This window comes from Pseudonocardia sp. HH130630-07 (genome assembly GCF_001698125.1).
Classification (GTDB): domain Bacteria; phylum Actinomycetota; class Actinomycetes; order Mycobacteriales; family Pseudonocardiaceae; genus Pseudonocardia.
This window is the reverse complement of the sequence record NZ_CP013854.1, coordinates 4,169,730-4,194,968: the sequence shown is the minus strand read 5'-3', so window position 1 is coordinate 4,194,968 and position 25,239 is coordinate 4,169,730. Positions and strand designations below refer to the sequence as shown.

Genomic DNA, 25,239 nt, shown 5'->3' with positions numbered 1-25,239 from the left:
TGGTCACTCGCTGCACGATCGGACCGGGGGGCGGTGCGGGCGTGTCACGAGACGGGCGCCGGACGGGGACGCGGCACCGGCGCCGAGCGGCGGCGCCGGCAGCAGTACCGACACCAACGCTGACGCCGACGTCATCCTATCGGCGCAACCGGACGTTTCGCCCGACACCGTACCGGGACTCACGTCCGGACGGGCTTGGCGAAACACCGGGAGCGATGATCGTCCCGATACACCCCGAACCTCCCGATCGACCGGTATCCGCACGCGCGATACAGGGCGATCGCCTCGGGCTGCGCGGTACCCGTCTCCAGGATCATCCGGAGCCGGCCGGCCGCGGCAGCAGTCCGTTCCAGCTCCGCGAGCAGTACCCGCGCGTGACCCTTCCCACGCTCGGCGGGGACCACGTACATCCGTTTGATCTCGGCGTCGCCGTCGCGGCGGACCGGGTCGCCGGTGTCGGCGTCGACCGCCCGCCACGCCCCGGTGGCGACCGGGACCCCCGCGGCGTAGCCGATCAGGAAGCGGCCGTGCGGCGGGACGAAGTCGGCGACGGCCACCGGGGTGACGTCGTTCTCCCCGTACACCCGCCGGTAGTAGGACTGGACCTGGTCGTCGAGGAGCAGCGCGTCCGGGTGGTCGCTGGGGCGCAGGAGCAGTTCGAGCACCCCGTCATCCTGCGTCCCAGGTCACCGGGACCGCGCGCAGGCCGCCGGTGAGCACGTCCGAGCGCAGGGTCAGCTCGCTGCGCGGCACCGCGAGCCGCAGGCCCGGGAAGCGCGCGGGCAGGGCCCGGAACACCTCGGTCAGCTCCACCCTGGCCAGGGTCGCACCGACGCAGAAGTAGGGGCCGTGCCCGAACGCGAGACGTCCCGGGCCCCGGGCCGGGTCGAAGTCCTGGGGATCGTCGAACGTGCGGGGATCGCGGTTGGCGGCGCCCGGGGCGAGCAGGATCGCGTCGCCGGCCGGGATGTGCACCCCGGCGACGTCGATGTCGGCTTGCGCATAGCGCGGGATGCCGGTGGACCCGGGTGCGGCGAGCCGCAGGATCTCCTCGACCGCGCCGGGCGCCCGGTCCGGGTCCGCGGCCAGCGCGCCCCACTCCCCCGGCCGCTCCAGCAGCAGGACGGTGCCGAGATCGATCCGGCCGACGGTCGTCTCGTGCCCGGCGAACAGCAGCGCCGCGCCGAGACCGGCGAGCCGGTCGCGCTGCCCGCCGTCGCCACCGGCGATCGCGGCGAAGTCCGACAGCACGTCCTCGCCGGGATCGGCGGCCTTGCGGTCGAGCAGGGCACGCACGTAGCCGAACAGCTGCTCCGCGCTGGCCTCGGCGTGCGCCCGGTCGTCGAGCCGGCCGAGCCCCTCGGACCAGGCGCCGAACCGGGCGCGGTCGTCGAACGGGACCCCCAGCAGCTCGCAGATGACCAGCACGGGGAGCGGGAAGGACACGATCTCGTGCAGGTCGGCACCCGGCCCGGCGGCCTCGAGGGCGTCGAGCCGCCCGGCGACCAGGTCGGCCACGTGCCCGGACAGCGACCGCATCCGGCGGGCCGAGAACGCCGGCGCGAGCAGCCTGCGCATCGCGGAGTGGTTCTCCCGCTCCGCCTCCGGTGACTCGCCGCTGGGCCCGCCGAAGACCATCGAGCCGGAGATCCGGGCGGCCCGGTCCGGGTCGGGATGACTACGGCCGAGCCGGTCGTCGGCGAACAGGGCGCGGGCCTCGGCGTAGCCGGTGACCAGCCAGGCGACGTCACCGGCCGGGGTGCGGACCGGGGTGACCGGGGACCGTTCGCGCAGGGCGTCGAACAGTGGCGGGAGCGCCAGGACGTCCTCGCGCGGGAACGGGAGTCGGGGCAGGTCCGTGCCGGTGCCGGGCGTGGTCATCGCCCGACGATACGACGGGTAGGAGGCCAGGTCACAAACGCGCGGCAGGACGGGGCTGAAGCAACTGGTCTACGAGGACCACGGCTGCCCGATGCCAGTCCTCGATCTCGGCCACGGTCGGTGTGAGCTCGTGATCGTGGTGATGGCCCGCTTTGCTCAGGTCGTTCCACAGCACGGTTGCGGCTCGCCGGGTCTGCGGATCCACCACCTTCGCCAGAGCCAGGAGTTGATTGCGCATTCCTCGCACTCTGCTGCCCGGATACTTCCGCCCCCAAGCCGTTCGGACTGCCCTTTCGACCGCCATCCGGGTCAGCCATACCGCACCGCGCAACCACACGTCCCGAGCATCCGGGCGATCCAGCAGGCGCCGGGCCTCTACCAGCACAGCACGAACCTCCTCGTCGCCGTAGCCGTCACCACGATGGCTCCCGGGCACCCGCCACTTCGTCACCTGAGCTGGCCGATCAGTTCCTCGGCGCGCTCGACGAACGTCAACAGGGACGCACGATCGGTGGGCCCGTCACCTCCGTGACCACCTCTCATGCACGCTCGGAGCACTTCGCGCACCCAGGGCCGAGCCCGGAAGTGTCCCTCGACGTCGTTGCGACGATCGGCCTCGCCGAAGAGGGCCACGGCGATCCGGTCGCGCGTCGCGCCATGCTTGTTCAGCAGCGCCTCGACCTCGGCATGCGTTGCGCCCGTACCGAGCTTCGTCGTCTGCACCGAGCGGACCGCGAGTGCATCGAAGGCGTTGCGACAGAGGGTCACAACCAGATCACGTCGCACCGTGTCGGTCAATTCCTCCTCATGCGCGACCGAGCGTGCGTCGTCGAGGTACACATCGACCGGATCGGCGATCTGCCGGACGGTCACCGCCGACTGTCGCATACGGGTGACCTGGAGGATCGTCGCGTCGATCTCCATACGGCGGACCGCAGAGGCGAGCCGGTCGTCGTGACTGAACACGACGACCTGCCGATCACGCGAATGGTCGGCGAGGGTTCTGGCAAGCCCGTCGACCTTGGCGGGATCCATGGCCTGGACCGGGTCGTCGACCACCAGAAATCGGAAAGGGCTCCCGGGAGCGGTGGCACGCGGGAGGAAGAGCGAGAGCGCCAACGCGTGCATCTCCCCCTGGCTCAGACTCGAATCCGCGAGTAGGCTATGAGCTGATCTTGGTCGGCCAAAGTTGATGTTGCTTGGGTCGGGAGTGGGGTGGTGGGCAAGCGGGCGGCCCGAGTGTCGCCTCGGGTGGCGGGTTCCTGTGCTGGTCGGGGCCGGTGCGGCCGGGTCAGGACGGAGCGGGCAGGGCGCGGACGCGGGCGAGGACCTCGGCGAGTAGGTGCTCGCCGGGTGGTAGGCGCAGGGTGAGGCCGCGGGCGTGGCGCACGAGGCGGGCGGGGATGGTGATCAGCCGCCGGCGCAGGGTGGCGATCATGGCCTGGCCGCCGCGGACGCCGTGCCCGACCAGGCGCCCGTCGCGGGTGCGGGCGGTGAGGTGGTGCAGCCACCCGCTGGTGGTGGCGGCCAGGAGTGCGCCCCACATCCAGGCTCGGTTCACCGCGAGGTGTCCGGAGGGGAGGTGGCGCAGCGCGGCGCCGTGCTTGGTGTCGCGGAACAGGTTCTCCACCTTCGTGCGGTGGCGGTACCAGTACTCGGCCTGCGCGGCTGCGGCAGGTGTGGAGACGTCGAGGTTGGTCACGATGAACGAGTAGGCGAACACCCCGTCGACCTTGGCCACCGTAGCGAGGTCGTCGAGCGGGAGCGCCCGCTGGGCGGGGTGCAGGGTGCGTCGGCGCCGCGCTCGCGGGTCACCGGAGACCTGGCCGTGGTCCAGGTCGAGCCGGACCCGACGGATCAGCAGCTGGGTCGCTGCGGGCCACCAGTTCGGGCAATAGTCGGCCACCGCGACCTGCGCGCCGGTCATGTCGATCGCGTCGGTCCACCCGTCGGCCGCGACGCCGTCGAGGATGCGCCACAGCGGCGCGATGCGTCGGGCGCCGATGGCGAACTCCACGCCGACGAACAGGGCTGCGCGGGCGAGCTGCCCGGCGAAGTAGCCCGCGTCCGCACGCACGCGGACTCGCCCCGCCCGCGCCTGCGCGGGGAGCGCGGCCAGCGCCCGGTGGAACAGCTCGGCGCTGGTGGCGCGGGGGTCATCCCGGCCCGAACCGAGGTCAGCGGCCAGCACCACCGCGGTGTCGGCCCAGGTCGCGACGTGCGGGCGGGCGACCCGCTGGCCTTGGTGGTTGAACGCCACGCCCTGCTTGAGCCGGCCGTAAACCTCGACATCGGTGGTGTCCAGATCGATCGTCACGTCCGCCGTCAGCTGCTCGGCCCGGTCCGGGTCGACCTGGGCGAGCAGGTCCAGCGCGGTGGTGTGCACGTCACCGAGCCCGGTCTCCACCGCCGCCCACTGCCCCTCGATGAACTTGCGCGCGAGCCCGGCGGCGGTCGTGGACGCCAACCCCGGCACCGGCGTGAGTGCCTGCCCGGCGGTGTCGGCGCGGTGTCGGCGTGGTGCCGGTCCAGCCCGACCAGGAAGTCCTCCCCGCACAGCTGCGCCGCCGACATGCCGACCAGCATCTGCCCGGCGCTGCACCCGCGGTCGCGGTCCTTGATGGGCCCGACCGCGGCGTCGAGCTTGTCGATGATCCCGAGCCGGTCGATCAGCTCGGTCACCGCGGCCAGCCCGGAGAACCTGGTCAGCGCCGCGTCCGGCGCGCCGAGACGCACCCGCGCACACCGCGGGCGTCGCTTGCGTACTGTTCGCACCTGATAGGTGTCCTCTCAACCCGCAATGTCGTGTCGTCGCAAACACGATCATCGCAGGTCAGCGGGCACCTATCGCCATCTCCCCAGTCCGGCCACCAGCGCAACTCGCGGATTCGGGTCAGAACACCGAGAGCCCTGGCCTCGGTCCCGTTGACGTCGACGGCCAGCTCCACCCGACCGGATTTGACGGACCCGCTCAGCCGAATGCCGCGCAGCGCTACGTCGCTCTGCTGCCGCAGCGACTCCCACACGGCGAGGGAACGCTCCGCGATCGGCGCGAACCGCTCGTCGCGCAGTTCACCGGATTGTTCCTTCAGCCACCTCTCGGCCCGCCGCAGATCCGTGAGAACACCGCGCTCCCCATGCACCTCCGCTAGGGTGTGTCTCCCAATGCGCGGAGCCAGGTGACGATCGCCTTCAGGACGGCGCCGCCGCGGAAGGTCAGGGCGAGCTTGTCGTAACGGGTGGCCAGCCCGCGCCACTGCTTGACGTGGCAGAACCCGCGCTCGACGACGTTGCGGTTTCGGTAGTCGACCGGATCGAATGCGGGCGGTCGGCCGCCGCGTGAGCCGCGTCGTTTGCGGTGTCCCTGCTGGTCAGAGGGCTCCGGAATGACAGCGATGATCCGGCGCTCGCGCAGGTGCCGGCGGATCGCGCGTGAGGAGTAGGCCTTGTCCGCGCGCACGCGTTCGGGCCGGGTCCGGGGTCGTCCCGGGCCCGGTCGGGCGATGCTCAGGTGCGCCATCAGGTGCGGAAACATTGGCGAGTCGCCGCCCTGGCCGGGGCCGAGGAGGACCACCAGCGGGCGGCCGTGCCCGTCAACGAGCTGGTGGATCTTCGTCGACAGCCCTCCGCGGGACCGTCCCAGCGCGTGATCTGCTGGTTCGGCGAGCAGATTCGTGTAGTTCGATCCGGCCCCCTGTGTCGCGCTTGAGGGTCGCGGCGTGCTGGTGGGCACGGATGATCGTGGAGTCCACGCTGACCGCCCACCCGAGCACCTCGGCGGCGTCGGCCTCGACCAGAAGAGCAGCCAGGATGTGGTCCCAGGTGCCGTCGCCGCTGTAGCGGCGGTGCCGCTTCCACAACGTCTGCCACGGCCCGAACTCGGCTGGGACGTCGCGCCAGGGAAGCCCGCACCGATACCGGTAGATGATCCCCTCGAGCACCCGGCGGTCATCGCGGAACGGGCACCCGCGACGACCCTCGGAGGAGGGCAACAGCGGCGCCAGACGGGCCCACTGGGCATCAGTCAGGACAGCGGTACGCGGCACCGATCAAGCATCGCGCACCCCGGTCCGCCTATCTGGGAGACACGCCCTAGTGCCGCGTCCGGGAACGTTGGGGACGTAATCGTGTCGGCTTGATCCGTCCCGGTCTGGCGCAGGAGGCTGTGCGCCGGAGGTGATGGCCGTGGCGCGACAGCCGGAGGTGTTCGTCCGGGGACTGACCCCGGACGAGGCCCAGCGATTGGTCAGGATCACGCGCACGGCGCGGGACCGGGTCCGGTTGCGGCGGGCGGGGATCGTGCTGGCCTCGGTGCAGGGCCGGACCGCGACCGAGGCCGCGATGATGTTCGCGGCGAAGCCGCAGTACGCGCGGGAGGTGATCCACGCGTTCAACCAGCAGGGCTTCGCCGCTTTGGACCCAAAATGGAGCGGGGGGGCGGGCCGACCCCGTAGGTTCGGTCCCCACGTCCGTGAGCTGATCTGCCGGGTCGCTCGCACCCCGCCCCAGCAGGTCGGGTTGCCGTTCACCACCTGGAGCCTGGCCAAGCTGGTCGAACACCTCGCCGCCGCACACCGGGTCGTGATCAGCGTCGAGACCGTCCGCCAGGTCCTGCGTGACGCCGGGGTCCGCTGGCAGGCCACGAAGACCTGGAAGGCCAGCCGGGACCCGCGGTTCGTGGAGAAGATGAACCGGATCCTCGACCTCTACGACCGCGCCGCCGACGGTCGCCTCGAACCGGGTGCGCGGGTGATCTGTGTCGATGAGTTCGGGCCGCTGAACCTGCTGCCCCGCCCCGGTCGGGGCTGGTTCCCGATCCGGCGCCCGGCCCGGCTACGGGCCACCTATAGCCGTCACAGCGGGGTCCGGCACATGTTCGCCGGTCTGGACCTGGCCTCCGGGCAGCTGTTCTACCGGCTCCGTGACCGCAAACGCGGCCGCGAGTTCCTCGACTTCCTCCGCCAGCTGCGCCGCCGTTTCCCCACCGGCGGTCTGCACGTGGTCTGCGACAACTTCTCCCCGCACCTGCGCACCGATGTCGCGCACTGGTGCCACGACCACGACGTCGAGCTGGTGCTCACCCCCACGAACGCGTCCTGGCTGAACTGGATCGAGTCGGAGTTCACCGCGCTGCGCTACTTCACCCTCGACGGCAGCGACTACCCCTCCCACACCGCCCAGGAAGCCGCGATCGCCGGCTACATCCGCTGGGCCAACCGCCACGCCCGACCCAAGAAACACTTCGCGCCCGAGTCCAAGATCCGCAGGCCGGATTACCTACCCAACATTGCCTGACGAGGCACTAGCTGCAGCCGGAGCTCAGCGAGCCGACGTGCCAACGGTGCCCACCGATCGTCCACGCGTTCCAGCTCGGCCTCGGCCCGGGTCTGGGCAGCCGCGAGTTCGGTGGCGAGCGGGCCGTACAGGCGGCGAACCGCTTCGGCGAGCGCGGCCGGGTCGTCGAGCCGCGACGCCGCAGACCAGTCCGTCCACAGACGAAGGAGATCGGCCGTCTCGATGTGCCCGACAGCGGAATGCAGGGCCGTCGGGACCGGTGTGGTCAGCGCGCGCACATGTCTCATCGACTCACCCAGTAGCCGGGCCGTTCGGTCGAACGCAGCGGCAGACCGACGCACCTGCGCGAGTCCGGATTCCGCTTCGAGGCGCCATCCGGCATCCAGCACGCCGGTGCGGCACACAGGGCACAGCCCGTCGCCGTGCTGCCGGTGATGCGTGAGCGCCCGTTCAAGCAGGCCCGCTACCGACGAACTGGCAGCTGCCTGGCTGTGTCGCTGCGAGTCCATCTCCGCCGCGGACCGGGGGAGATCGGCCAGAGCATCGTCGATCCGTTCCGCGCTCGGGAGTTCCAGATTGCGTACGCCCCGCCAGGCGATGATCGCCGGGTCACCGCTTGTCACCCGGTCGTCCAGCACTGCTGCCAAGGCCTCCATGTCCGGTAAGCCCTGGACGACCGTCAGCGCATCGTGCGCTCTGCGGGCACGCTCGTCATCGGCTACCGCCGCGGCGGTGAGTGCCTTCTTCACCGCCTCGACCGCGTCCGGCGCTGCTTTCTCCTTCTGCTCCCGCTCCAGTCTGGCGCGACCGAGCAGATCCCGAGCGTCGTCGATCGAACCGAGCCCGAGCAGACGATGCATCTGCCGGTACTGCTCGGTGGGCTTGCGGTCCAGTACGTTGCCCAGTTCGTCGTAGGAGAGAAACGGGCGGTAGCTCTCAAGGCCGGCGGACCAGGCGAACGCGTCGAACTGCTCCCGGCGCCCTGGGTGGTGTTGCATCGTCCGCTGCATACTCTCGAACCGACCGCCCCTGTCCCAGTCGACGCGGATCGTCGATCCTCTAGGACGACCGGCGATCACCAGGTCGACCTCGATCGATCTGGGTCCCGGGCCGTGGTGGTTGCGCCAACCGCTCCGGCGGTCCTTGACCACAGTGGTCGCCTCGCCGCCCCGGTCGTCCCATCGCAGGTTCCGGCCGGTGAAAGCCAGCTCCACGGCCTCGGCGAAGCTGGACTTTCCCGAGCCGTTACGACCGGTCACCACGGTCAGGCCCGGCCCGGGCGTCAGGTCGAGAACAGCAGGGCCACCTATGCCACGGAACCCGCTGACGGTGATCCGCCGGAGATACGTCTCGGGTAGCGGAGCGTCCGCCGGGCGGTGATCCGGTGCGAGGGACGGCTCCGCGCCCGCCAGCGTCGCCGCGAGACACTCGTCGCTCTCGAACGCCGCAAGCACCAGATTCCGCGCTCGGTCCGTGAGCGTGCGGTCGCCGGTCACCCGGTCGAACAACAGCTCGTAGAGCCCTGCTGCCGAGTCTCGTGTCGCCGCCCCGGTCTGTATGCGATCGGTCACCCGGAGATCCTGACACCGCGTCGCCGCGTCCCGGGGCCGAATCGGATTTCTGTCCGACCCACTCCAGCAAGAGGTTCACCCGATGCCCGCTGCCGCCAGCGGGTCAGCGTCCGTTCAGTGCAGTCGCTCGGGTCCGCCGCTCGCTGAACACCAGCTTCAGCGCTCCCCGGAAGGGCTCGCTGCCTTGGAGATCCGGGACGTGCGAGCCGGTGCCAGCCGGCGTATCCACCGCGACGGCGGGGCTGGCCCCCTTCGCTGACGCCCTACTGCGCCGGGAGGGGTCGACACCGTCCGGCGGTCTGTTCCGGGGCGTTCTCAGCCGAGGCCGCCGCCGTCGTTCACGTCGCAGCGACAGCCGCTCACAGTGCTGCCGACCGGCGTGCCCGCCTCGCCGCCACCGGTGCCGTCGCAGACCGGGGCGTCGCTACCGTCCTGAGAGAGCTGGCGCATCCTGGTGCGACGGCCGCGGTCGCGAGCGCCCCGAGAGTTCGGAGGTCGTAGGTTCCCGTGGCCAACGCCGCCGGAAACGGGTCGCCCCGGCCGATCTGCGCTCTGCCCCGGGATCGCGGGCGAGGTCCACGACCGATCCACTGTCCGACCACCGTCCGTCCCCCACGAGAGAGTCTCAGGTTCCACGGTCACTCCGAGCGGATGACCGTGGAACCGGGACCGCGCTCAGGCGTTCGCCTTCGCCCGCTGCCGCCAGCGGGTCAGCGTGCGCTCGGTGTAGCCGTTCGGCTCCTCGGCGCCGGTGAACACCAGCTCCAGCGCCGCCTGGAACGACTCGCTGCCGTCGAGGTCGGGAGCCATCGCCGGGTAGCCGGACTCACCGGCGTTCTGCTCGTCCACGACCGCGGCCATCCGGGCGAAGGTGTCCCGCACGACCTGCTCGTCGACGATCCCGTGCGCCAGCCAGTTGGCGACGAGCTGGGCGGAGATCCGCAGCGTCGCGCGGTCCTCCATCAGCCCGACCCCGTCGAGGTCGGGGACGGTCGAGCAGCCGATGCCCATGCCGACCCAGCGCACGACGTAGCCGAGGATCGACTGCGCGTTCGTCTCCAGCTCGTGGGTGACGGCGTCCGCCGCGAGGGCCGACGGGGCGGCGAGCGGCAGCTCCAGGAGCCGGCGCCGGTCGGCGGTGCCGCGCGACGCGAGCCGGGACTGCACGTCGTGCACGTCGACCCGCAGGTAGTGCAGCGCGTGCAGGGTCGCCGCGGTCGGCGAGGGCACCCAGGCGCAGTTGGCGCCGGCCTTCGGGTGACCGATCTTCTGCTCGATCATCTCCGCCATCGCGGCCGGCTTGGCCCACATGCCCTTGCCCACCTGGGCGGCGTGGCTGAACCCGGCGGCGAGCGCGACGTCGACGTTGCGGTCCTCGTAGGTCTTCAGCCAGGTCGTGGACTTCATGTCGCCCTTGGGCAGCACCGGCCCGGCCCGGAAGCAGGTGTGGATCTCGTCGCCGGTCCGGTCGAGGAAACCGGTGTTCACGAAGATCACCCGGTTCGCCGCCTCGGCGATGCAGGCCGAGAGGTTGACGGTGGTCCGCTTCTCCTCGTCCATGATCCCGATCTTGAGCGTGTTCGGCGCCATGCCGAGCGCCTCCTCGATCGCGCCGAACAGCTCGACGGTGAGCGCGACCTCGGCCGGGCCGTGCTGCTTGGGCTTGACGATGTAGACGCTGCCCACCCGGGAGTTGGTGTGCGGGCCCTTGTGCTGCAGGTCGTAGAGCCCGGCGACGGCGGAGACGAGCGCGTCGAGCACGCCCTCGGCGATCTCCGCACCGTCCGCGGTGCGCACCGCGTTCGTCGTCATGTGGTGACCGCAGTTGCGGATCAGCATCAGCGAGCGGCCCGGCAGCGTCAGCGCGGACCCGTCCGGCGCGGTGTACTCGCGGTCCGGATTCACCCGCCGGACGACCGTCTTACCGCCCTTGCTGAACTCGCTGGTCAGGTCGCCGGTAAGCAGGCCGAGCCAGGTGCGGTAGGCGGTGGACTTGTCCTCGCCGTCGACCGTGGCGACCGAGTCCTCCAGGTCGACGATGGTGGACACCGCCGACTCCAGCACGACGTCGGCGACCCCCGCGTGGTGCTGGCGCCCGACCTGGGTGGTCGGGTCGATCGTCAGCTCCAGGTGCAGCCCGTTGCGGGTCAGCAGGAGGGCGCCGCGGCCGTCGGCGTCGAGCGGGCGGAACCCGGCGAACTGCGCGGGATCGGCGAGGCCGGTGCCGCCGTCGGTCACCAGGCCGTCGGTACCGGCCCGGTAGCCACCGGCGTCGGCGTGGCTGCCCTGTGCCAGCGGGAACAGCTCGTCGAGCAGCTCGTCGGCGGCGGTGATGACCTGGGCGCCGCGCCGCTCGTCGTAACCGGGGGCGAGCTCGGAGTCCTGGGGCAGCGCGTCGGTGCCGTAGAGGGCGTCGAACAGCGAGCCCCAGCGGGCGTTCGCCGCGTTCAGCGCGTACCGCGGCACCGTGGAGGGCACAACGAGCTGCGCACCCGCGATCTCGGCGATCTCCGGGTCGACCCGGTCGACGGAGATCGCCGGGGACGCCTCCGGCTCCAGGTAGCCGAGGTCGGTCAGGAACCGCTCGTACTCCTCGACCGTGCCGGCGCCGTGCTCGGCGTGCCAGGCGTCGATCGCGGCCTGGATCTCGTCCCGGCGGGCCAGTGCCCCGGCGATCCGGGGCGCGAACCGCTCCTGCAGGTTCGCCAGCGTCGCCCAGAAGTCGGCCGCGGTGAGCTTCACGTCGGCCAGGAGCTCGTCCTCGACGAACGAGCCCAGGTGCTCGTCGACCTGCAGCCCGGAGCGCTCGGCCATGGGGACCACCCTCTCTGCGTTCTCTGCACTACTGGCGACTTTTCTACCAGTGGACTATCTTTTCCGCATCATGGAAGCACAAGGACGATAGCGACCGGCCTCAGCGCAGGCGTGGCCGCCCACCACGGACGTACCCTCGCGTGAGCCCCGCCACGCCCGACGCCGCAACGAGGGAGTGCAACGATGCCCCTGGACGTCCCGGTCCGCGACGAGTTCGTCGCCCTCCTCGGCGCGGGCGACGTGATCGACGACCCGGTCCGCACCCGCGCGTACGAGTGCGACGGGCTGACCGGCAGCCGGGTCGTCCCGGAGCTGGTGCTGCTCCCGCGCACCGCCGAGGACGTGGCCGGGTGCGTGCGGATCTGCGCCGCGCACCGGATCCCGTTCGTCGCCCGGGGGGCCGGGACCGGGCTGTCCGGCGGCGCGCTGCCGGTCGCCGACGGCGTCGTCATCGGGCTGAACCGCCTGGACCGGGTACTGGAGGTGGACCCGGAGAACCGCCGGGCGGTCCTGGAGCCCGGGGTCACCAACCTGGGCATCACCGCCGCCGCGGCGCCCTACGGCCTGTACTACGCGCCCGACCCGTCCAGCCAGCAGGTCTGCACGATCGGCGGGAACGTGGCCGAGAACTCCGGCGGCGCGCACTGCCTCAAGTACGGCTTCACCACCAACCACGTGCTCTCGATCGAGGTCGTGCTGCCCGACGGCTCGCTGGTCACCCTCGGCTCGGACTCCGCCGAGCAGTCCGGTCCCGACCTGCGCGGGGTGTTCCTGGGCTCGGAGGGGACCCTCGGCATCGTCACGAAGGTGACCGTCCGGCTGCTGCGCACCCCGGAGGTCATGCGGACGCTGCTGGCCGACTTCGGATCCGTGGCCGACGGCGGGCGGGTCGTCTCCGACATCGTCGCGGCCGGGATCGTCCCGGCGGCGGTCGAGATGATGGACGCGCTGGCGATCGAGGCCGCCGAGGGCGCCACCGGCGCCGGGTACTCCCTCGACACCCCGGCCGCGCTGGTCGTCGAGCTCGACGGGACCGTCGAGGAGTGCGACGAGCAGTTCGCGCTGGTCAAGGAGATCTGCGACCGGCACGGCTGCACCCGGCTGCACGTCGCCGGGTCACCGGAGGAGCGGGCGAACATCTGGCGCGGCCGCAAGGCCGCGTTCGCCGCGGTCGGCCGGATCTCACCGGACTACATCGTGCAGGACGGCGTCGTCCCGCGGACCCGGCTGGCCGAGGTGCTCGACCGGATCTCCGCGATGGGCGACGAGGCCGGGCTGCGGGTCGCGAACGTCTTCCACGCCGGGGACGGCAACCTGCACCCGCTGGTGCTGTTCTCCGCCGCCGACGGCGAGACCGAACGCGCCGAGGAGCTGTCCGCCGGGATCGCCGAGCTGTGCGTGGAGATGGGCGGATCGCTGTCCGGCGAGCACGGCATCGGCACCGACAAGGCCTGCTCGATGCCGACGATGTTCGGCACCGACGATCTCGCCGTGATGGACCGGGTCCGGGCCGGTTTCGACCCGGACCGGATCTGCAATCCCGGCAAGCTGCTCCCGACCCCGCGGCTGTGCGGCGAGAAGCCGGGTCGCTACCGGCCGCACCCGCTGGAGGAAGCCGGACTGATCGACCGTCTCTAGACCGGGAGGGCTTGACCGAACCATGACCCGCGCTGCACCCACCACGCTGCGCCCGACGACCGCGAAGGACGTCCGGGACGCCGTCGCCGACACCCCTGGCCGGATCGCGATCACCGGGGCGGGCACCGCCCGGCACTGGGCCGGGCGCCCGCAGGAGACCGACGCGACCCTCGACCTGTCCGGGCTGACGGGCGTGATCGCCCACAACCCGGGCGACATGACCGTGTCGGTGCACGCCGGCACCCCGCTGCGCGACCTCGCCGGGGAGCTGGCCGGGCACGGGCAGCGGCTCGCGCTCGACGCGGCCCGGACCGCCGCCGGCGCCACCGTCGGCGGGCTGCTCGCCACCGCCGACGCCGGGCCGTCGGCCCTGGTCTACGGCGGGATGCGGGACCTGGTGATCGGGACGACGTCGGTGCTCGCCGACGGCACCATGGTCCGCAGCGGCGGGCACGTCATCAAGAACGTGGCCGGCTACGACATGGCGAAGCTGCTGCACGGCTCCTACGGCGTGTTCGGCCCGGTCGTCGAGGTCGTGCTGCGGCTGCACCCGGTGCCGAAGGCGACCGCCTGCGTCGCCGTCGACGGGCCGGTCGACGACGCCGCCGCCAAGGTCCGCACCCTCATGGCGAGCCCGCTGGAACCGGTCGCCGTCGAGTGGGTCTCCGGGGACCCCGGCCGCCTGCTGGTCCGGCTGGAGGGCGGCGCGAACACGCTGCCCGGCCGGGTCGGACGGGTGTGCGAGCTGCTCGGCGACGGGGCCGCGGAGGTGGGCGACGAGGCCTGGTCCCGGCACGCCGCGCTCACCGGCGGACCGGCGGACGGGACGGGCGCCGTCGTCCGGATCGGGTGTGCACCGGCCCGGCTCGCCGGGCTGCTGTCCGAGCTGCCCGCCACCGCCGTCACCGCGGGGCTCGCGACCGGGGTGGCGACCGTGACCGTGCCGGGAGCCGCCGTCGGGCAGGTGCACGAGTCGGTGGCCGCCGCGTCCGGGACCTCGGTCCTGCGCGACCGGCCCGCGGATCTCGACGCCCCGGCCTGGGGGCCGGCCCCGTCCGCGCTGCCGCTGCTCAAGGCGGTCCGGACGCAGCTCGACCCCGACGCCCGGTTCGCCCCCGGACGCTTCGACCCCTGGATGTGAGGCACCCGTGACGAGCAGCCACCCGACCGACGGCACCCCGACCGGCTCGGTCGGGGCGAAGATGGCCCAGCAGGGCCCGAGCGCGTTCGACGAGATCCATCCCCCGCAGCGGGAACTGCTCGACGACTGCGTGCACTGCGGGTTCTGCCTGCCCACCTGCCCCACCTACGTGCTGTGGGGCGAGGAGATGGACTCCCCGCGGGGCCGGATCCTGCTCATGGACCTGGCGCAGAAGGGCGACATCTCCCTGGACGGCCCGTTCACCGAGCACATCGACAACTGCCTGGGCTGCATGGCCTGCGTGACGGCGTGCCCGTCCGGGGTGCAGTACGACAAGCTGCTCGAGTCGGTCCGGCCGCAGATCGAGCGCAACGTCCCCCGCAGCCGTGCCGACCGGCTGTTCCGGGAGGCGATCTTCGCGCTGTTCCCCTACAAGCGGCGGCTGCGGCTCGCCGCGCTGCCCGGCGCCCTCTACCAGAAGCTGCGCACCGTCCCGGCGATCCGCCGGCTCGCCGCGACGCTGCCCGGGCGCCTCGCGGCGCTGGAGTCGCTGCTGCCGCCGGTGTCGGTGCGCGAGGCGTTCGCGACGCTGCCGGTGCACACCCCCGCCGTCGGGCCCCGCCGCGCCCGGGTCGCCCTGCTCACCGGCTGCGTGCAGGACGTGTTCTTCCACCGGGTCAACGAAGCCACCGTCCGGGTGCTCGCCGCCGAGGGCTGCGACGTGCTCGTGCCGCGTGACCAGCAGTGCTGCGGCGCACTGGAGGTGCACGCCGGGCGCGAGGAGTCCGCGCTGGACCGGGCCCGGCGCACCATCGCCCGGTTCGGCACCCTCGACGTCGACGCGATCGTCACCAACGTCGCGGGCTGCGGCTCCTCGATGAAGGACTACGGCCACCTGCTCGCCGACGACCCCGTCTGGGCCGGGCGGGCGGCCGCGTTCTCCGCCCGGTGCCGCGACGTCCACGAGGTGCTCGCCGAGCTCTACGCCCGGCCGGAGTCCGACGACGGCGGCCCCCGCGCCCCGCGCACCCCGGTGCCCGGCCGCGTCGCCTACCACGACGCGTGCCACCTCGGGCACGCCCAGGGCGTGCGCAACCAGCCGCGGGAGGTGCTGCGCACCATCCCGGACCTGGAGCTGGTCGACGTCGCCGACGCGGCGCTGTGCTGCGGGTCGGCCGGGATCTACAACATGATCATGCCCGACGCCGCGGGCGACCTCGGCGAGCGCAAGGCGGGCCGGATCCGGGAGGCCGAACCCGACGTCGTCGTCACGGCGAACCCGGGGTGCCTGCTGCAGATCGGCAAGTACCTGCCCACCGACGGGTTCGCCGACGTCCCGCTGCTGCACCCGGTACAGCTGCTCGACGCGAGCATCCGCGGGGCGGCCGTACCCCGCCGCTGACCGGGGCCGGATTGACGGCTCGCCCTGACGTCGAGCAACTGGCACCGCTGCCGCGACCACGGGGCCACCGGTGGACCGGTACCGGGGTCACCGGCTGTGAGACACGCGGTGGGTCACCGGCCGGAGGACGGCCCGCGCGGGCAGATCACCTGTCGCCGGAGGCGGACACGTCGCGCAGCGCTCCGGCGACCGACGGTCCCGGGCTAGCGTCGGCCCGCTCCATCACCCGACGTCCGTGGAGGGACGAATGACCGTGCGCCACAAGAACACGATCCGCATCGCCACCGTCGCCGTCGCGTTCGGCCTGAGCGCAGCCGTCGCCGGTGCCACCGGCATCGCATCGGCCTCGACCCCCGCGGTCGCTGCCGCTCCGGCCGCGATCGCCGTCGCGAAGGCCGATCCCATGTGCTACGCGCAGACGGCCGACGGCCCCGACGAGGAGTGCCGCAACTCCAAGGGAGACCTCATGAGGGAGTACCTCGGCGGCTGAGGAACCACGACCCGTCGCCGGGGCGGTTCAGTACGGGCGGCGACGCGGTCGGGGGCGCCGCCCGTGGGACCGACGCCACGCCGTGGGTCCGGTGAACCGGGGAGCGGTCCGGGACTCCGGCTCCGCACCGGGATCGGACGCCGGGTCCACCGCGGATCCGGCCGCCACGCCGGGCTCGGCCGTCGGATCCGGGCTGCCGCCGCCGGATGCCCCGGGCCCGGCCGGACAGCTCCCGTGCAGGACGTCCGGCCCGCGCCCGCCCCCGGCGTCCTCGTCGCCGGAACCGGTCACCGCCCGGCGCAGGGACCGCAGTTCCGCGCGCAGCGCGACGAGATCCCACTTCCACGCGCTGTGCGCCCGTTCGAGGCGTTCGATCCGCCGGTGCGCGATGACCAGCAGCGCACCGGCGGCGACGCACCCCGCCAGTGCGACCCAGGCCACGACCGCCAGCCCCGACACACCCCGCTCCTCCGCACCGGTCCGATTACTGTCCCGACGACCGTAACCGGATTCCGGCTCTGCGCCGGGGTGACGGGTGAGGGAGCGCACACGCCGCGGCCCGGACACGGGACCTACTACCCTGCTTCGTGCGGCATCGTCGTCGCGCACCACGCCCGCCGCGCGTGGGCAGCCGACCTCGTGGTGCGCTGCCGTCACCCGCCGGGCCCGATCGACACCGGACGCCCGCGACGCGCGGGCCGGAAGAGGAGGACGGAGTGCAGCCGGACCCCCGTAACGGCGCGACCACCGGGAGCGATGGGTCGTCCGTGGAGGAGAAGTACGGGCCCTCGCGCCCGCCGTCGACCGGTTCGTCGCGACACTTCCCGCAGACGCTCGTCGCCATGGACCCGCCGACCCTCCCGGCGGCGAACAGCACCACGCCGCCCCCGGAGTTCCGGCGGTTCCCGACCCCGCAGCGGTCGGTGCCCGGTCACCCGAGGATGCGCGAGCGGCTGCGGCGGGTCGTGTTCTTCTGGCGGCGCTGATCCCGCGCTGACGCAGCCGGCGTCGGGCCGGACCCGGCTCACCCGGCGAAGTGCGACCAGCCCGCATCACCGTCGTAGGGCCTGCCGTCCACCGTGACGGCGGGCCCTCCGTCGTCCGGTGCCTCGACGACGCCGACCTCGGTCCATCCCCCGGGCGGCCCGGTCTCCGCCGGGAACGTCGCGACCAGCGCGTGGTCCTCGCCGCCGGTGAGGATCCAGCGCAGCGGGTCCAGGCCCAGCGCCGAGCCGATCTCGGCCAGCCGCGGCGCGACGGTGAACGCCCGCGACCGCAGCCGCACCGTCACCGTCGAGGCCCGCGCCACGTGCCCGAGGTCGGCCAGCAGCCCGTCCGAGACGTCGATCATGGCGGTGGCACCGGCCAGCGCGGCGGCCGGGCCCTCGGCGTACGGCGGCTCCGGCAGCCGGTGCGCGTTGACCAGCGCCGCCGGCGAGCGGAACCCGCGGCCGAGCACCGCGAGACCGGCCGCCGACCAGCCCAGCCGCCCGCACACCGCGACCCGGTCCCCCGGCCGGGCCCCCGAGCGCAGCACCGGCTCCCGGCCCTGCAGCGACCCGAGCGCGGTCACCGACACCACCAGCACCGGCCCCGACGTCAGGTCGCCCCCGACCAGCCCGGCGCCCACCGCCGAGGCCTCGGCCCACAGCCCGTCGGCGATCTGCTCCAGCGCCGCGGCCGGCGTCGCCGACGGGCAGGCCAGTCCCACCAGCAGCGACGTCGGCACCGCCCCCATCGCGGCGACGTCGGCGAGGTTCGCCGCGGCGGCCTTGCGGCCGATCTGCTCGGGGGTGGACCAGTCCAGCCGGAAGTGCACCCCCTCGACCAGGACGTCGGTGCAGGCCACGACCCGCCCGTCGGCGGCCGCGACGATCGCGGAGTCGTCACCGGGACCCAGCACGGTCGTGTCCGGCTGGGCACGGTCCGTGGTGATCCGGCCGATCATCCCGAACTCCCCCACCTCCCGGAGTGAGACGCTCGCCTCTGAACCGCCCTCGGGTGTGCTCGCGGATGGGGTCACGGGGTCGACCTCCGGTAAGTTCTGCGTCCGACATTCCTGCCGCCAACGATCCACCCGAGGCGGCATCCAGTTGAAAGGGGCTCGCCGTGGTGCAGGCTTACATCCTCGTCCAGGCCGAGGTCGGCAAGGCCGCCGCCGTCGCCTCCGAGATCGGCGGGCTGCCGGGGGTCCTCTCGGCCGAGGACGTCACCGGTCCGTACGACGTCATCGTCCGCGCCGAGGCCGACGACGTCGACGAGCTCGGCCGGCTGGTCGTCGCCCGGGTGCAGAACGTCAACGGGATCACCCGGACGCTGACCTGCCCCGTCGTCAAGCTGAGCTGAGCCGGTGCCCGGGTCACGACCGTCGCCCCCGGTGCTGGTGGCGATCGCGCTGCCGCTGGTACTGGCGGTCGTCGTGGCCGGGTTCGGGCTGTTCGCCCGGATCACGAGCGGGCCGGACACCGGCCCGCTCGCACTGCTCGACCGCCCCGCCCCGCAGGCGTCCGGGGCGGAGTGCGCGGCCGTCCTCGCCGCGCTGCCCGCGGAGCTCCCGGCCGATCCGGCCCCGCTGGAACCGCGGGAACTCGACCCGGCCGTCGCCGGGGCGCGGGCCTGGGTCGCCGAACCGGAGCCGGTCGTGCTGCGCTGCGGCACCGGGCGGCCCGCCGAGCTGGGCCCGGCGTCGCCGCTGGTCGTGGTCAACGGGGTGAACTGGCTGCCGCTCGCCTCGCCCCCGGACGCGCTCGCGACGACCTACGCCGTCGTCGACCGCGGGGTGTACCTGGAGCTGACCGCACCGGTCGAGACCGGGTCCGCCCCGCTGCAGGCCGTCGCCGACGCCGTCAGCGCCGCGCTCGGCCCGCAGCCGGTGCGGGTCCGCTGAGCGCGATCAGCGCAGGCCCGTTCCGCGGGCGATCGCCGTCTCCACCATCGTGGTGAGCAGCTCGCCGTAGTCCAGGCCGGTGACCGCCCACATCTTCGGGAACGCCGAGCTGGGGGTGAACCCGGGCATCGTGTTGACCTCGTTGACGGTGATCCGGCCGTCGTCGGCCACGAAGAAGTCGACCCGGGCGAGCCCCTGCACGTCCAGCGCGCGGAACGCGGTGACCGCCTTCCAGCGCAGCGAGTCGATGACCTCGTCGTCGAGCTTGGCCGGGATGTCCAGCTCCGACACGTCGAGGTACTTGGACTCGAAGTCGTAGAACTCCCCGTTGTAGCGCAGCTCCGCGGGCAGGCTGGCGCGGACGCTGCCGTCCGGGAACTCCAGCACCGCGCACTCCACCTCGCGGCCCGGGACGGCCGCCTCGACCAGCACCTTCGGGTCGTGCTCGCGGGCGGCGGCGATCGCGGCGTCGAGACCGGAGGGATCGGTCACCCGGGTCACGCCCATCGAGGACCCGGCCCGCGCCGGCTTCACGAACAGCGGCAGCCCGAGCCGGTCCCGGTCGGCGAACCCGATGTCGGTGCCCGGGCGCAGCACGACACCGTCGGCGACGTCGAGGCCCTCGGCCCGCAGCAGCTTCTTCGCGAACTCCTTGTCCATCCCGACCGCCGACGCCAGCACCCCGGCGCCGACGTAGGGCACGCCCGCCATCTCCAGCAGACCCTGGATCGTGCCGTCCTCGCCGAACGCACCGTGCAGCAGCGGGAAGACGACGTCCACCCCCGACAGCACCTCCCCCGGACGGTCGGCGGGCAGCCGCAGCAGGCCCCGGCCCGGCTCGGCCGGGAGCACCACCGGCTCCGCGGCGCCGTCGATCTCCGGCAGCCGCCGGTCGGTGATCGCCAGCTGCTGCGGGTCCGACGGGCCCACCACCCAGCTGCCGTCCCGGGCGACGCCGACCGGGACCACCTCGAACCGCTCGGCGTCCAGGTGCGCCAGCACGCTGCCCGCCGAGACGCACGAGATCGCGTGCTCGGAACTGCGGCCACCGAAGACGACGGCGACCCTGACCCGGTCGGAGCTCATGGGTCCCGAGGGTAGGCCCGGGCGCGGATCACCCGACGAGCCGGTCCAGGGCCCCGGCCAGCTCCGCACGCGTGCCGGCCGCGTACCCGAGTACCAGGCCGGACGTCCGCGGCGCCCCCTCGTGGTAGCCGGCGAGCCCGCGGACGTCGAGCCCGCGCCGCGCCGCCGCGGCGACCGCTGCGGTCTCGTCGGGCACCTCCAGCACGAGGTGGGCCCCGGCCGGGTCCCCGCGCACCGTCCAGCCGGCCCGGCCCGCCGCCGCGAGCACCAGCTCCCGGCGTTCGCGCAACTCACGACGCAGTCGGCGCAGGTGCCGGGTCAGGTCCCCGTGCGCGGCCAGCGCCGCGAACACCCGCTGCCCGGCGGGCGACGGCCGGGTCCCGGTACGCGAGCGCAGGTCGCGCCAGGCCGCGAGCAGCGGTGCCGGCCCGACCGCCCAGCCGACGCCCAGGGTCGGGCTGAGGATCTTGCTGGCGGTGCCGAGGTGGACGACGTGCTCCGGGGCCAGCGCGGCGAGCAGCGGCAGCGGGGCGACGTCGTAGCGCAGCTCGCCGTCGTAGTCGTCCTCGATCACCAGGAAGCCCTCGTCCCGGGCCCGCTCGACCAGCGCCACCCGGCGGGCGGCCGCGGTGCGCACCGCGGTCGGGAACTGGTGCGCCGGTGTCGTGTAGACGGCCGCGCAGCCGATCGGGAGCTCCGTCACGACCAGGCCGTCCGCGTCGACCGGGACGGGGGCGATCCGCAGTCCCGCCGCACGCAGCGCGCTCACCGCCCGCCGGTACCCGGGCTCCTCGACCGCGACGGTCGACCCGGGCGGCAGCAGCCGGGCCAGCTCGGCCACCGCGGCCGACGTCCCGGCCGTGCTGAGCATGTCGGCCGGGGCCAGGCCGCGGTGGCGCAACAGGTGCTCGGTGACCGCGGAGTGGAATGCGGCGAGCCCGTCCGGACGGGGCCGGTCCTCCGGCTCCGGCTCCGCGGCGGCCCGCCAGGCCCGGCGCCACATCGCGCGGTCCAGCGCCGCCACGCACGGCCGCCCCGGATCGAGCGGGTACCCGGTGCCGGGTGCAGTCCCGGCCGCCCGGCCGGGCACCGGTCCGCCCGCTGCGGTCCCGGCGCCCGGCGGGACCGCGGTCACGTAGGTGCCCGCCCCGACCCGGCCCTGCACCCAGCCCTCGGCCAGCAGCTGGTCGTAGGCGGCCGCCGTCACCGTGCGGCTGACGCCGAGCGTCGCGCCGAGCCCGCGGGTCGAGGGCAGCCGGTCACTCGGGCGCAGTATCCCGGCGGCCGCCGCCCCGCGCAGCCCGTCGGCCAGCTGGACCGCGAGCGGGACGCCCGACGCGCGGTCGATCGGCAGCGGCAGCTCCATCGGCACTCTCGATTCGGTAGCGATTGGCCGTTCCAGGATGCCATTCTCCCGGCCAGTCTGGGGTCGTGACGCTCTCCCCCACCACCCGCAGCACTCTCGGCCGCAAGTCCGACCGGGCCGCGACCGACCGCGCCGACCTGCACGCGGTCCTCGACGCGGGCCTGGCCTGCCACGTCGGCTTCGTCCGCGACGGCGCACCGGTCGTACTGCCGACCGCCTACGGGCGCGACGGCGAGCAGCTCTACCTGCACGGCTCCACCGGCGCCCGGTGGCTCGCCGGCGCCGAGCTGCCGGTCTGCGTGACGGTCACGCACCTCGACGGCATCGTGCACGCCCGCTCGGTCATGCACTTCTCGATGAACTACCGCAGCGCGGTCGTGCACGGGACCGCCCGCCGGGTCACCGACGCCGGGGAGCGCCTGCACGCGCTGCGCACGATCGTCGAGCACCTCACGCCGGGCGCCTGGGACCACGCCCGCCGGCCGGACCGCAGGGAGCTGGCGGCCACGGCGGTGCTGGCCCTCGACCTGACCGAGGCCAGCGTGAAGAGCCGGTCCGGCCCGCCGTCCGACGACGACGCCGACGTCGCCGCCGATCTCGCCTGGGCCGGGGTGGTGCCGGTCGCCACCGTCCTCGGGGAACCGGAACCGGGCCCCGACCTGCCGGAACACCACACGGTGCCGGATCACCTGGTGTCCCGCGTTCACCGGGAAGGGTGACGTAATCTCGGGCCGGTGACGCCCATCCCCCCGGCACCGTTCGAGGTCCCGGTCCTGATGCCCGACTGCGTTCAGGACCCCGGATCCTGGTGCGCCACGCTGTACCGCTGGACCAGCAACGACTTCCTGGCCCAGCACGCGGACACCGTCGTCTCGAAGACGATCGCGATCACCGGCATCGTGCTGATCGCCGTCCTCGTGCGCTGGCTGGCGCACCGGGCGATCCTGCGGATGGTGGAGGGCGCCACCCACCACCGGTTCTCGGCGCTGCTCGGCCGGGCCCGCCGGCTGCGCCGCACCGACGCCGTCCGCCCCGGGGACGCGCCGGGCGCCCAGCGACGGGTGCAACGCGCCCGCACCATCGGATCGGTGCTCCGCTCGTTCGTCTCCGCGGTGGTGCTCCTGGTCGCGGTGATGATGGTGATGAACGAGCTGGGCTACCCGCTCGGCCCGCTGCTCGCCGGCGCCGGGGTGCTCGGCCTCGCCATCGGGTTCGGCGCGCAGAACCTGGTGCGCGACTTCCTGTCCGGCATGTTCATGCTGCTCGAGGACCAGTACGGCGTCGGCGACATCGTCGATCTCGGCGAGGCCAACGGCACCGTCGAGGCGGTGGGACTGCGGATCACCACGGTCCGCGACATCCAGGGCACCGTCTGGTACGTCCGCAACGGCGAGATCCTGCGGGTCGGCAACAAGAGCCAGGGCTACGCGGTGGCCGTCGTCGATCTCCCGGTCGCGCACAGCGCCGACGTCGAGGAGGCGACCGAGCTCGCCGGGACGACCGCGGGCGAGCGGGTCGCCCAGGACGACATCGCCGACGACGTCCTGGAGGCTCCCGAGGTGCTGGGCGTGGAGCGGATCGGCCCGGAGGGCGTCACCCTGCGGATCACCGTGCGGGTCAACCCCGGGCGGCAGTGGGCGGTCCAGCGGGCGCTCAACGGCGCCATCACCGACGCGTTCGACGACCACGGCGTCCCCCGGCCGATGCTGTTCCCCGGCGCACACCTGGACGCGCGGGCGAAGACCCAGGGCTGACACCATGGGGCGGGTGAGTGCACCGCAGAACTTCTACGCCGAGGTGGGCGGCGCTCCGGTCTTCCACCGGATCGTCCACCGGTTCTACGAGGAAGTGGCGCAGGACGACGTGCTGCGCCCGCTGTACCCCGAGGAGGACCTCGGCCCGGCCGAGGACCGGCTCCGGATGTTCCTCGAGCAGTACTGGGGCGGCCCCCGCACCTACTCCGAGCAGCGCGGGCACCCCCGGCTGCGGATGCGGCACGTCCCGTTCCGGATCGGCCCGATCGAACGCGACGCGTGGCTGCGCTGCATGCAGATCGCCGTCGACTCGGAGAACCTCTCCCCCGAGCACCGCGAGCAACTGTGGAACTACATGCAGTACGCGGCGCTCAGCATGCAGAACGCCGAATTATGAACCTCCGGTGTTGCACCGGCGACGCTCCGTGTGTGTACTGTGTGCCATTCGGCGGCCGAACGGGTGGTATTCGGCCTCAATCGGAGGTCGCTCCGCCGTGATCGTGACCGAACGCGTCCGGACTCGTTGAACGCATCGTCGCCCCGGTAGGTCGGGCGGCCTGTAGTCACCCGTCTGGGGGTTCACCGTGAGCGCAATGCCGTCGCCGACCGGCCCGTCCGGGCTGCCCGGTCTGTCCGGCGCACCGCGTCCCGAGCCGACGTACGCGTCGACCCGGCACTCGCACCGCGCCGCCGAGCAGGAGGCCGCGGAGCAGGGCGGTCAGGGCGGCCCGGGGGACGGCGCCTGGTTCGCCGTCGTGCTGCGCGGCTACGACCGCGGTCAGGTCGACGCGCGGCTGGCCGATCTCGACCACCGCATCCACGACGAGATCCGCCGGGCCGACGCCGCCGAGCAGGCGCTCGGCGCGGCCCGGGCCCAGGCCCGCCGGTTGCAGGAGCAGGTCGAGGCCGGCGCCGCCGCGGCCGAGCGGCGCGTCGACGAGGCCGGCTTCGGCCGCCGGGTCGAGCGTGTCCTGCAGGCCGCTGAGACCGAGGCCGCCGAACTGGTGGAGCGGGCCACGGCCGACGCCGACGACATCATGGCGCGGGCCAGGGACGAGGCCGAGGAGCGGCGGTCCCGTACCGAGGAGGCGCTGCTCGGCCGGGCGGCCACCCTCGACCGGGAGTTCACCTCGCGCAGCGCCTCCCTCGACGAGCGCGAGGAGGCCGCCGAGGCCCGCGAGCGCGCGCTCGCCGACCGCGAGCGGATCGTGGAGGAGCGGATCGGCTCCGCCCGCGGCGAGGCCGACGGCATCCTCGATGCCGCCCGCGTGGAGGCCGTCGCGATCATCGCCGGCGCCCGGGACGAGGCCGCGGACGCCGTGCGGGACGCGGAGCGCGACGCCGGCGAGGCGCGCGCCGAGGTCGCCAGGGACGTGCAGCGCCTCGCGGCCCTGCGCGACGAGGTCCGCGGGGAGCTGGGCCGGGTCCAGGAGACCCTCTCGGCCGAGCTGGACCGCGAGCCGGTCTCCGCGACGCTCGACGACGCACTCTTCGGCGCCCCGCTGCCGGACGGGCCCGAACTGCTCCCCGGCTCCGCCGGATCCTCCGACGACGTCGGCCCGTCCGAGGACCCGGAGGCCGGCGCGGCCCCCGAGGACGACGATCACCGGGCCACGGCCGACGAGTCCCCGTCCGGCGACTCCCCCGCCGACGACGATCCGGACACCACGACCGGGACGCTGCTCCTCGGCCCGGGCCGCCGCCCGACCACGGTGCGTGACGACGACCTCGACAGCACCACGATCGGGCAGATCCCGCCGATCTCCCTCACCTCGATCGGGGTCCTCCCGTTCGGCGATCTCGGTTCGGGCCGCGACAGCACCCGGACCAGGACGGACGGCGCAGGTGGGACCTCTCGGGCGCACCGGGGACCGACCCGGGGTCCGGGGCCCGGGCGCCGCTCGCGATAATCAG

The 25,239-nt window shown here is 73.4% G+C and carries 24 protein-coding genes and 1 pseudogene; 12 read left to right on the top strand and 13 right to left on the bottom strand.

Annotated elements, in window-relative coordinates:
• Positions 1-179: 179 nt before the first annotated feature.
• The 7 genes and pseudogenes from AFB00_RS19815 to AFB00_RS32130 all read right to left on the bottom strand — a co-directional run bounded on the left by AFB00_RS19815 (position 180) and on the right by AFB00_RS32130 (position 5,927).
• On the bottom strand, positions 180-665 hold the full coding sequence (locus tag AFB00_RS19815; protein ID WP_068798464.1) for a GNAT family N-acetyltransferase: 486 nt from the start codon (positions 663-665) through the stop codon (positions 180-182).
• A gap of 4 nt (positions 666-669) precedes the next feature.
• Positions 670-1,881 carry a cytochrome P450 gene (locus AFB00_RS19810; protein ID WP_068798463.1) on the bottom strand — a complete coding sequence of 404 codons (1,212 nt, stop codon included), beginning with the start codon at positions 1,879-1,881 and terminating at the stop codon, positions 670-672.
• Positions 1,882-1,912: 31 nt separating this feature from the next.
• Positions 1,913-2,266, bottom strand: a complete 354-nt coding sequence (locus AFB00_RS33425) for a hypothetical protein (RefSeq protein WP_156819648.1) — start codon at positions 2,264-2,266, stop codon at positions 1,913-1,915.
• 62 nt (positions 2,267-2,328) lie between these two features.
• Positions 2,329-2,940, bottom strand: coding sequence for a hypothetical protein (locus tag AFB00_RS19805; protein ID WP_156819647.1), 612 nt, complete (start codon positions 2,938-2,940; stop codon positions 2,329-2,331).
• 232 nt (positions 2,941-3,172) lie between these two features.
• The gene (locus AFB00_RS19800) at positions 3,173-4,348 is read right to left on the bottom strand and encodes a transposase (protein WP_197519596.1); all 1,176 of its coding nucleotides are present in this window, start codon (positions 4,346-4,348) and stop codon (positions 3,173-3,175) included.
• Between the two features lie 238 nt (positions 4,349-4,586).
• Positions 4,587-5,024 (bottom strand): hypothetical protein, encoded by a 438-nt coding sequence (locus tag AFB00_RS34165; protein WP_068798460.1) that lies wholly within the window; start codon positions 5,022-5,024, stop codon positions 4,587-4,589.
• A 5-nt stretch (positions 5,025-5,029) separates the two neighbouring features.
• Positions 5,030-5,927, bottom strand: a pseudogene (locus AFB00_RS32130) (IS5 family transposase).
• 139 nt (positions 5,928-6,066) lie between these two features.
• Between AFB00_RS32130 and AFB00_RS19780 the strand changes: the two are divergent.
• A complete protein-coding gene (locus AFB00_RS19780) occupies positions 6,067-7,176 on the top strand; it encodes an IS630 family transposase (RefSeq protein WP_083276088.1) in 1,110 nt (369 codons plus the stop codon).
• Here the strand turns inward: AFB00_RS19780 and AFB00_RS19775 are convergent.
• Both AFB00_RS19775 and AFB00_RS19770 read right to left on the bottom strand, forming a co-directional pair.
• On the bottom strand, positions 7,155-8,747 hold the full coding sequence (locus AFB00_RS19775; protein ID WP_068798458.1) for an ATP-binding protein: 1,593 nt from the start codon (positions 8,745-8,747) through the stop codon (positions 7,155-7,157). The two genes, AFB00_RS19780 and AFB00_RS19775, sit on opposite strands and share 22 nt — an antisense overlap.
• A gap of 675 nt (positions 8,748-9,422) precedes the next feature.
• A complete protein-coding gene (locus AFB00_RS19770; protein ID WP_068798457.1) occupies positions 9,423-11,561 on the bottom strand; it encodes a malate synthase G in 2,139 nt (712 codons plus the stop codon).
• Positions 11,562-11,744: 183 nt separating this feature from the next.
• On the opposite strand from AFB00_RS19770, the gene AFB00_RS19765 reads away from it, so the two are divergent.
• From AFB00_RS19765 to AFB00_RS19750, 4 genes are all read left to right on the top strand, one after another.
• Positions 11,745-13,199, top strand: a complete 1,455-nt coding sequence (locus tag AFB00_RS19765; protein ID WP_068798456.1) for an FAD-linked oxidase C-terminal domain-containing protein — start codon at positions 11,745-11,747, stop codon at positions 13,197-13,199.
• 22 nt (positions 13,200-13,221) lie between these two features.
• Entirely contained in the window at positions 13,222-14,340 is a 1,119-nt protein-coding gene (locus AFB00_RS19760; protein ID WP_068798455.1) for an FAD-binding oxidoreductase, read from the top strand.
• A gap of 61 nt (positions 14,341-14,401) precedes the next feature.
• Positions 14,402-15,742 (top strand): (Fe-S)-binding protein, encoded by a 1,341-nt coding sequence (locus AFB00_RS19755; protein WP_068800475.1) that lies wholly within the window; start codon positions 14,402-14,404, stop codon positions 15,740-15,742.
• A 247-nt stretch (positions 15,743-15,989) separates the two neighbouring features.
• Positions 15,990-16,232, top strand: a complete 243-nt coding sequence (locus tag AFB00_RS19750) for a hypothetical protein (protein ID WP_068798454.1) — start codon at positions 15,990-15,992, stop codon at positions 16,230-16,232.
• Positions 16,233-16,259: 27 nt separating this feature from the next.
• Here AFB00_RS19750 and AFB00_RS19745 read toward each other — a convergent pair whose 3' ends face one another.
• Positions 16,260-16,691, bottom strand: coding sequence for a hypothetical protein (locus tag AFB00_RS19745; protein WP_068798453.1), 432 nt, complete (start codon positions 16,689-16,691; stop codon positions 16,260-16,262).
• Positions 16,692-17,074: 383 nt separating this feature from the next.
• Here AFB00_RS19745 and AFB00_RS33420 point away from each other — a divergent pair, with 383 nt between their 5' ends.
• The gene (locus AFB00_RS33420) at positions 17,075-17,218 is read left to right on the top strand and encodes a hypothetical protein (protein ID WP_156819645.1); all 144 of its coding nucleotides are present in this window, start codon (positions 17,075-17,077) and stop codon (positions 17,216-17,218) included.
• Positions 17,219-17,256: 38 nt separating this feature from the next.
• Here the strand turns inward: AFB00_RS33420 and AFB00_RS19735 are convergent, their stop codons facing one another.
• Positions 17,257-18,180 (bottom strand): thiamine-phosphate kinase, encoded by a 924-nt coding sequence (locus AFB00_RS19735; protein ID WP_068800474.1) that lies wholly within the window; start codon positions 18,178-18,180, stop codon positions 17,257-17,259.
• Positions 18,181-18,341: 161 nt separating this feature from the next.
• Between AFB00_RS19735 and AFB00_RS19730 the strand changes: the two genes are divergently transcribed.
• Positions 18,342-18,578, top strand: a complete 237-nt coding sequence (locus tag AFB00_RS19730; protein ID WP_068798451.1) for an Lrp/AsnC family transcriptional regulator — start codon at positions 18,342-18,344, stop codon at positions 18,576-18,578.
• A gap of 31 nt (positions 18,579-18,609) precedes the next feature.
• Positions 18,610-19,119: a DUF3515 domain-containing protein gene (locus AFB00_RS19725; RefSeq protein WP_068798450.1), complete on the top strand. Its 510-nt coding sequence runs from the start codon at positions 18,610-18,612 to the stop codon at positions 19,117-19,119.
• A gap of 6 nt (positions 19,120-19,125) precedes the next feature.
• On the opposite strand, the gene AFB00_RS19720 is transcribed toward AFB00_RS19725, so the two are convergent.
• Entirely contained in the window at positions 19,126-20,205 is a 1,080-nt protein-coding gene (locus AFB00_RS19720) for a D-alanine--D-alanine ligase family protein (RefSeq protein ID WP_068798449.1), read from the bottom strand.
• Between the two features lie 28 nt (positions 20,206-20,233).
• Positions 20,234-21,571, bottom strand: a complete 1,338-nt coding sequence (locus AFB00_RS19715) for an aminotransferase-like domain-containing protein (RefSeq protein WP_068798448.1) — start codon at positions 21,569-21,571, stop codon at positions 20,234-20,236.
• Between the two features lie 65 nt (positions 21,572-21,636).
• On the opposite strand from AFB00_RS19715, the gene AFB00_RS19710 reads away from it, so the two are divergent.
• The 4 genes from AFB00_RS19710 (at position 21,637) to AFB00_RS19695 (ending at position 25,235) form a co-directional block, all read left to right on the top strand.
• Positions 21,637-22,290 carry a pyridoxamine 5'-phosphate oxidase family protein gene (locus AFB00_RS19710; RefSeq protein WP_068798447.1) on the top strand — a complete coding sequence of 218 codons (654 nt, stop codon included), beginning with the start codon at positions 21,637-21,639 and terminating at the stop codon, positions 22,288-22,290.
• 15 nt (positions 22,291-22,305) lie between these two features.
• Positions 22,306-23,325, top strand: a complete 1,020-nt coding sequence (locus tag AFB00_RS19705; RefSeq protein ID WP_156819644.1) for a mechanosensitive ion channel family protein — start codon at positions 22,306-22,308, stop codon at positions 23,323-23,325.
• Positions 23,326-23,338: 13 nt separating this feature from the next.
• On the top strand, positions 23,339-23,722 hold the full coding sequence (locus AFB00_RS19700) for a globin (protein WP_068800472.1): 384 nt from the start codon (positions 23,339-23,341) through the stop codon (positions 23,720-23,722).
• Positions 23,723-23,918: 196 nt separating this feature from the next.
• A complete protein-coding gene (locus tag AFB00_RS19695) occupies positions 23,919-25,235 on the top strand; it encodes a hypothetical protein (RefSeq protein WP_068798446.1) in 1,317 nt (438 codons plus the stop codon).
• Positions 25,236-25,239: the final 4 nt, after the last annotated feature.

Excerpts from the sequence above, each read along its gene's own strand:
- AFB00_RS19695 (WP_068798446.1), top strand. The coding sequence starts at position 23,919 with ATGCCGTCGCCGACCGGCCCGTCCGGGCTGCCCGGTCTGTCCGGCGCA.
- AFB00_RS19750 (WP_068798454.1), top strand. The coding sequence starts at position 15,990 with ATGACCGTGCGCCACAAGAACACGATCCGCATCGCCACCGTCGCCGTC.
- AFB00_RS19720 (WP_068798449.1), bottom strand. The coding sequence starts at position 20,205 with ATGAGCTCCGACCGGGTCAGGGTCGCCGTCGTCTTCGGTGGCCGCAGT.
- AFB00_RS19765 (WP_068798456.1), top strand. The coding sequence starts at position 11,745 with ATGCCCCTGGACGTCCCGGTCCGCGACGAGTTCGTCGCCCTCCTCGGC.
- AFB00_RS19755 (WP_068800475.1), top strand. The coding sequence starts at position 14,402 with ATGGCCCAGCAGGGCCCGAGCGCGTTCGACGAGATCCATCCCCCGCAG.
- AFB00_RS33420 (WP_156819645.1), top strand. The coding sequence starts at position 17,075 with ATGGACCCGCCGACCCTCCCGGCGGCGAACAGCACCACGCCGCCCCCG.
- AFB00_RS19760 (WP_068798455.1), top strand. The coding sequence starts at position 13,222 with ATGACCCGCGCTGCACCCACCACGCTGCGCCCGACGACCGCGAAGGAC.
- AFB00_RS19810 (WP_068798463.1), bottom strand. The coding sequence starts at position 1,881 with ATGACCACGCCCGGCACCGGCACGGACCTGCCCCGACTCCCGTTCCCG.
- AFB00_RS19715 (WP_068798448.1), bottom strand. The coding sequence starts at position 21,571 with ATGGAGCTGCCGCTGCCGATCGACCGCGCGTCGGGCGTCCCGCTCGCG.
- AFB00_RS19735 (WP_068800474.1), bottom strand. The coding sequence starts at position 18,180 with ATGATCGGCCGGATCACCACGGACCGTGCCCAGCCGGACACGACCGTG.
- AFB00_RS19770 (WP_068798457.1), bottom strand. The coding sequence starts at position 11,561 with ATGGCCGAGCGCTCCGGGCTGCAGGTCGACGAGCACCTGGGCTCGTTC.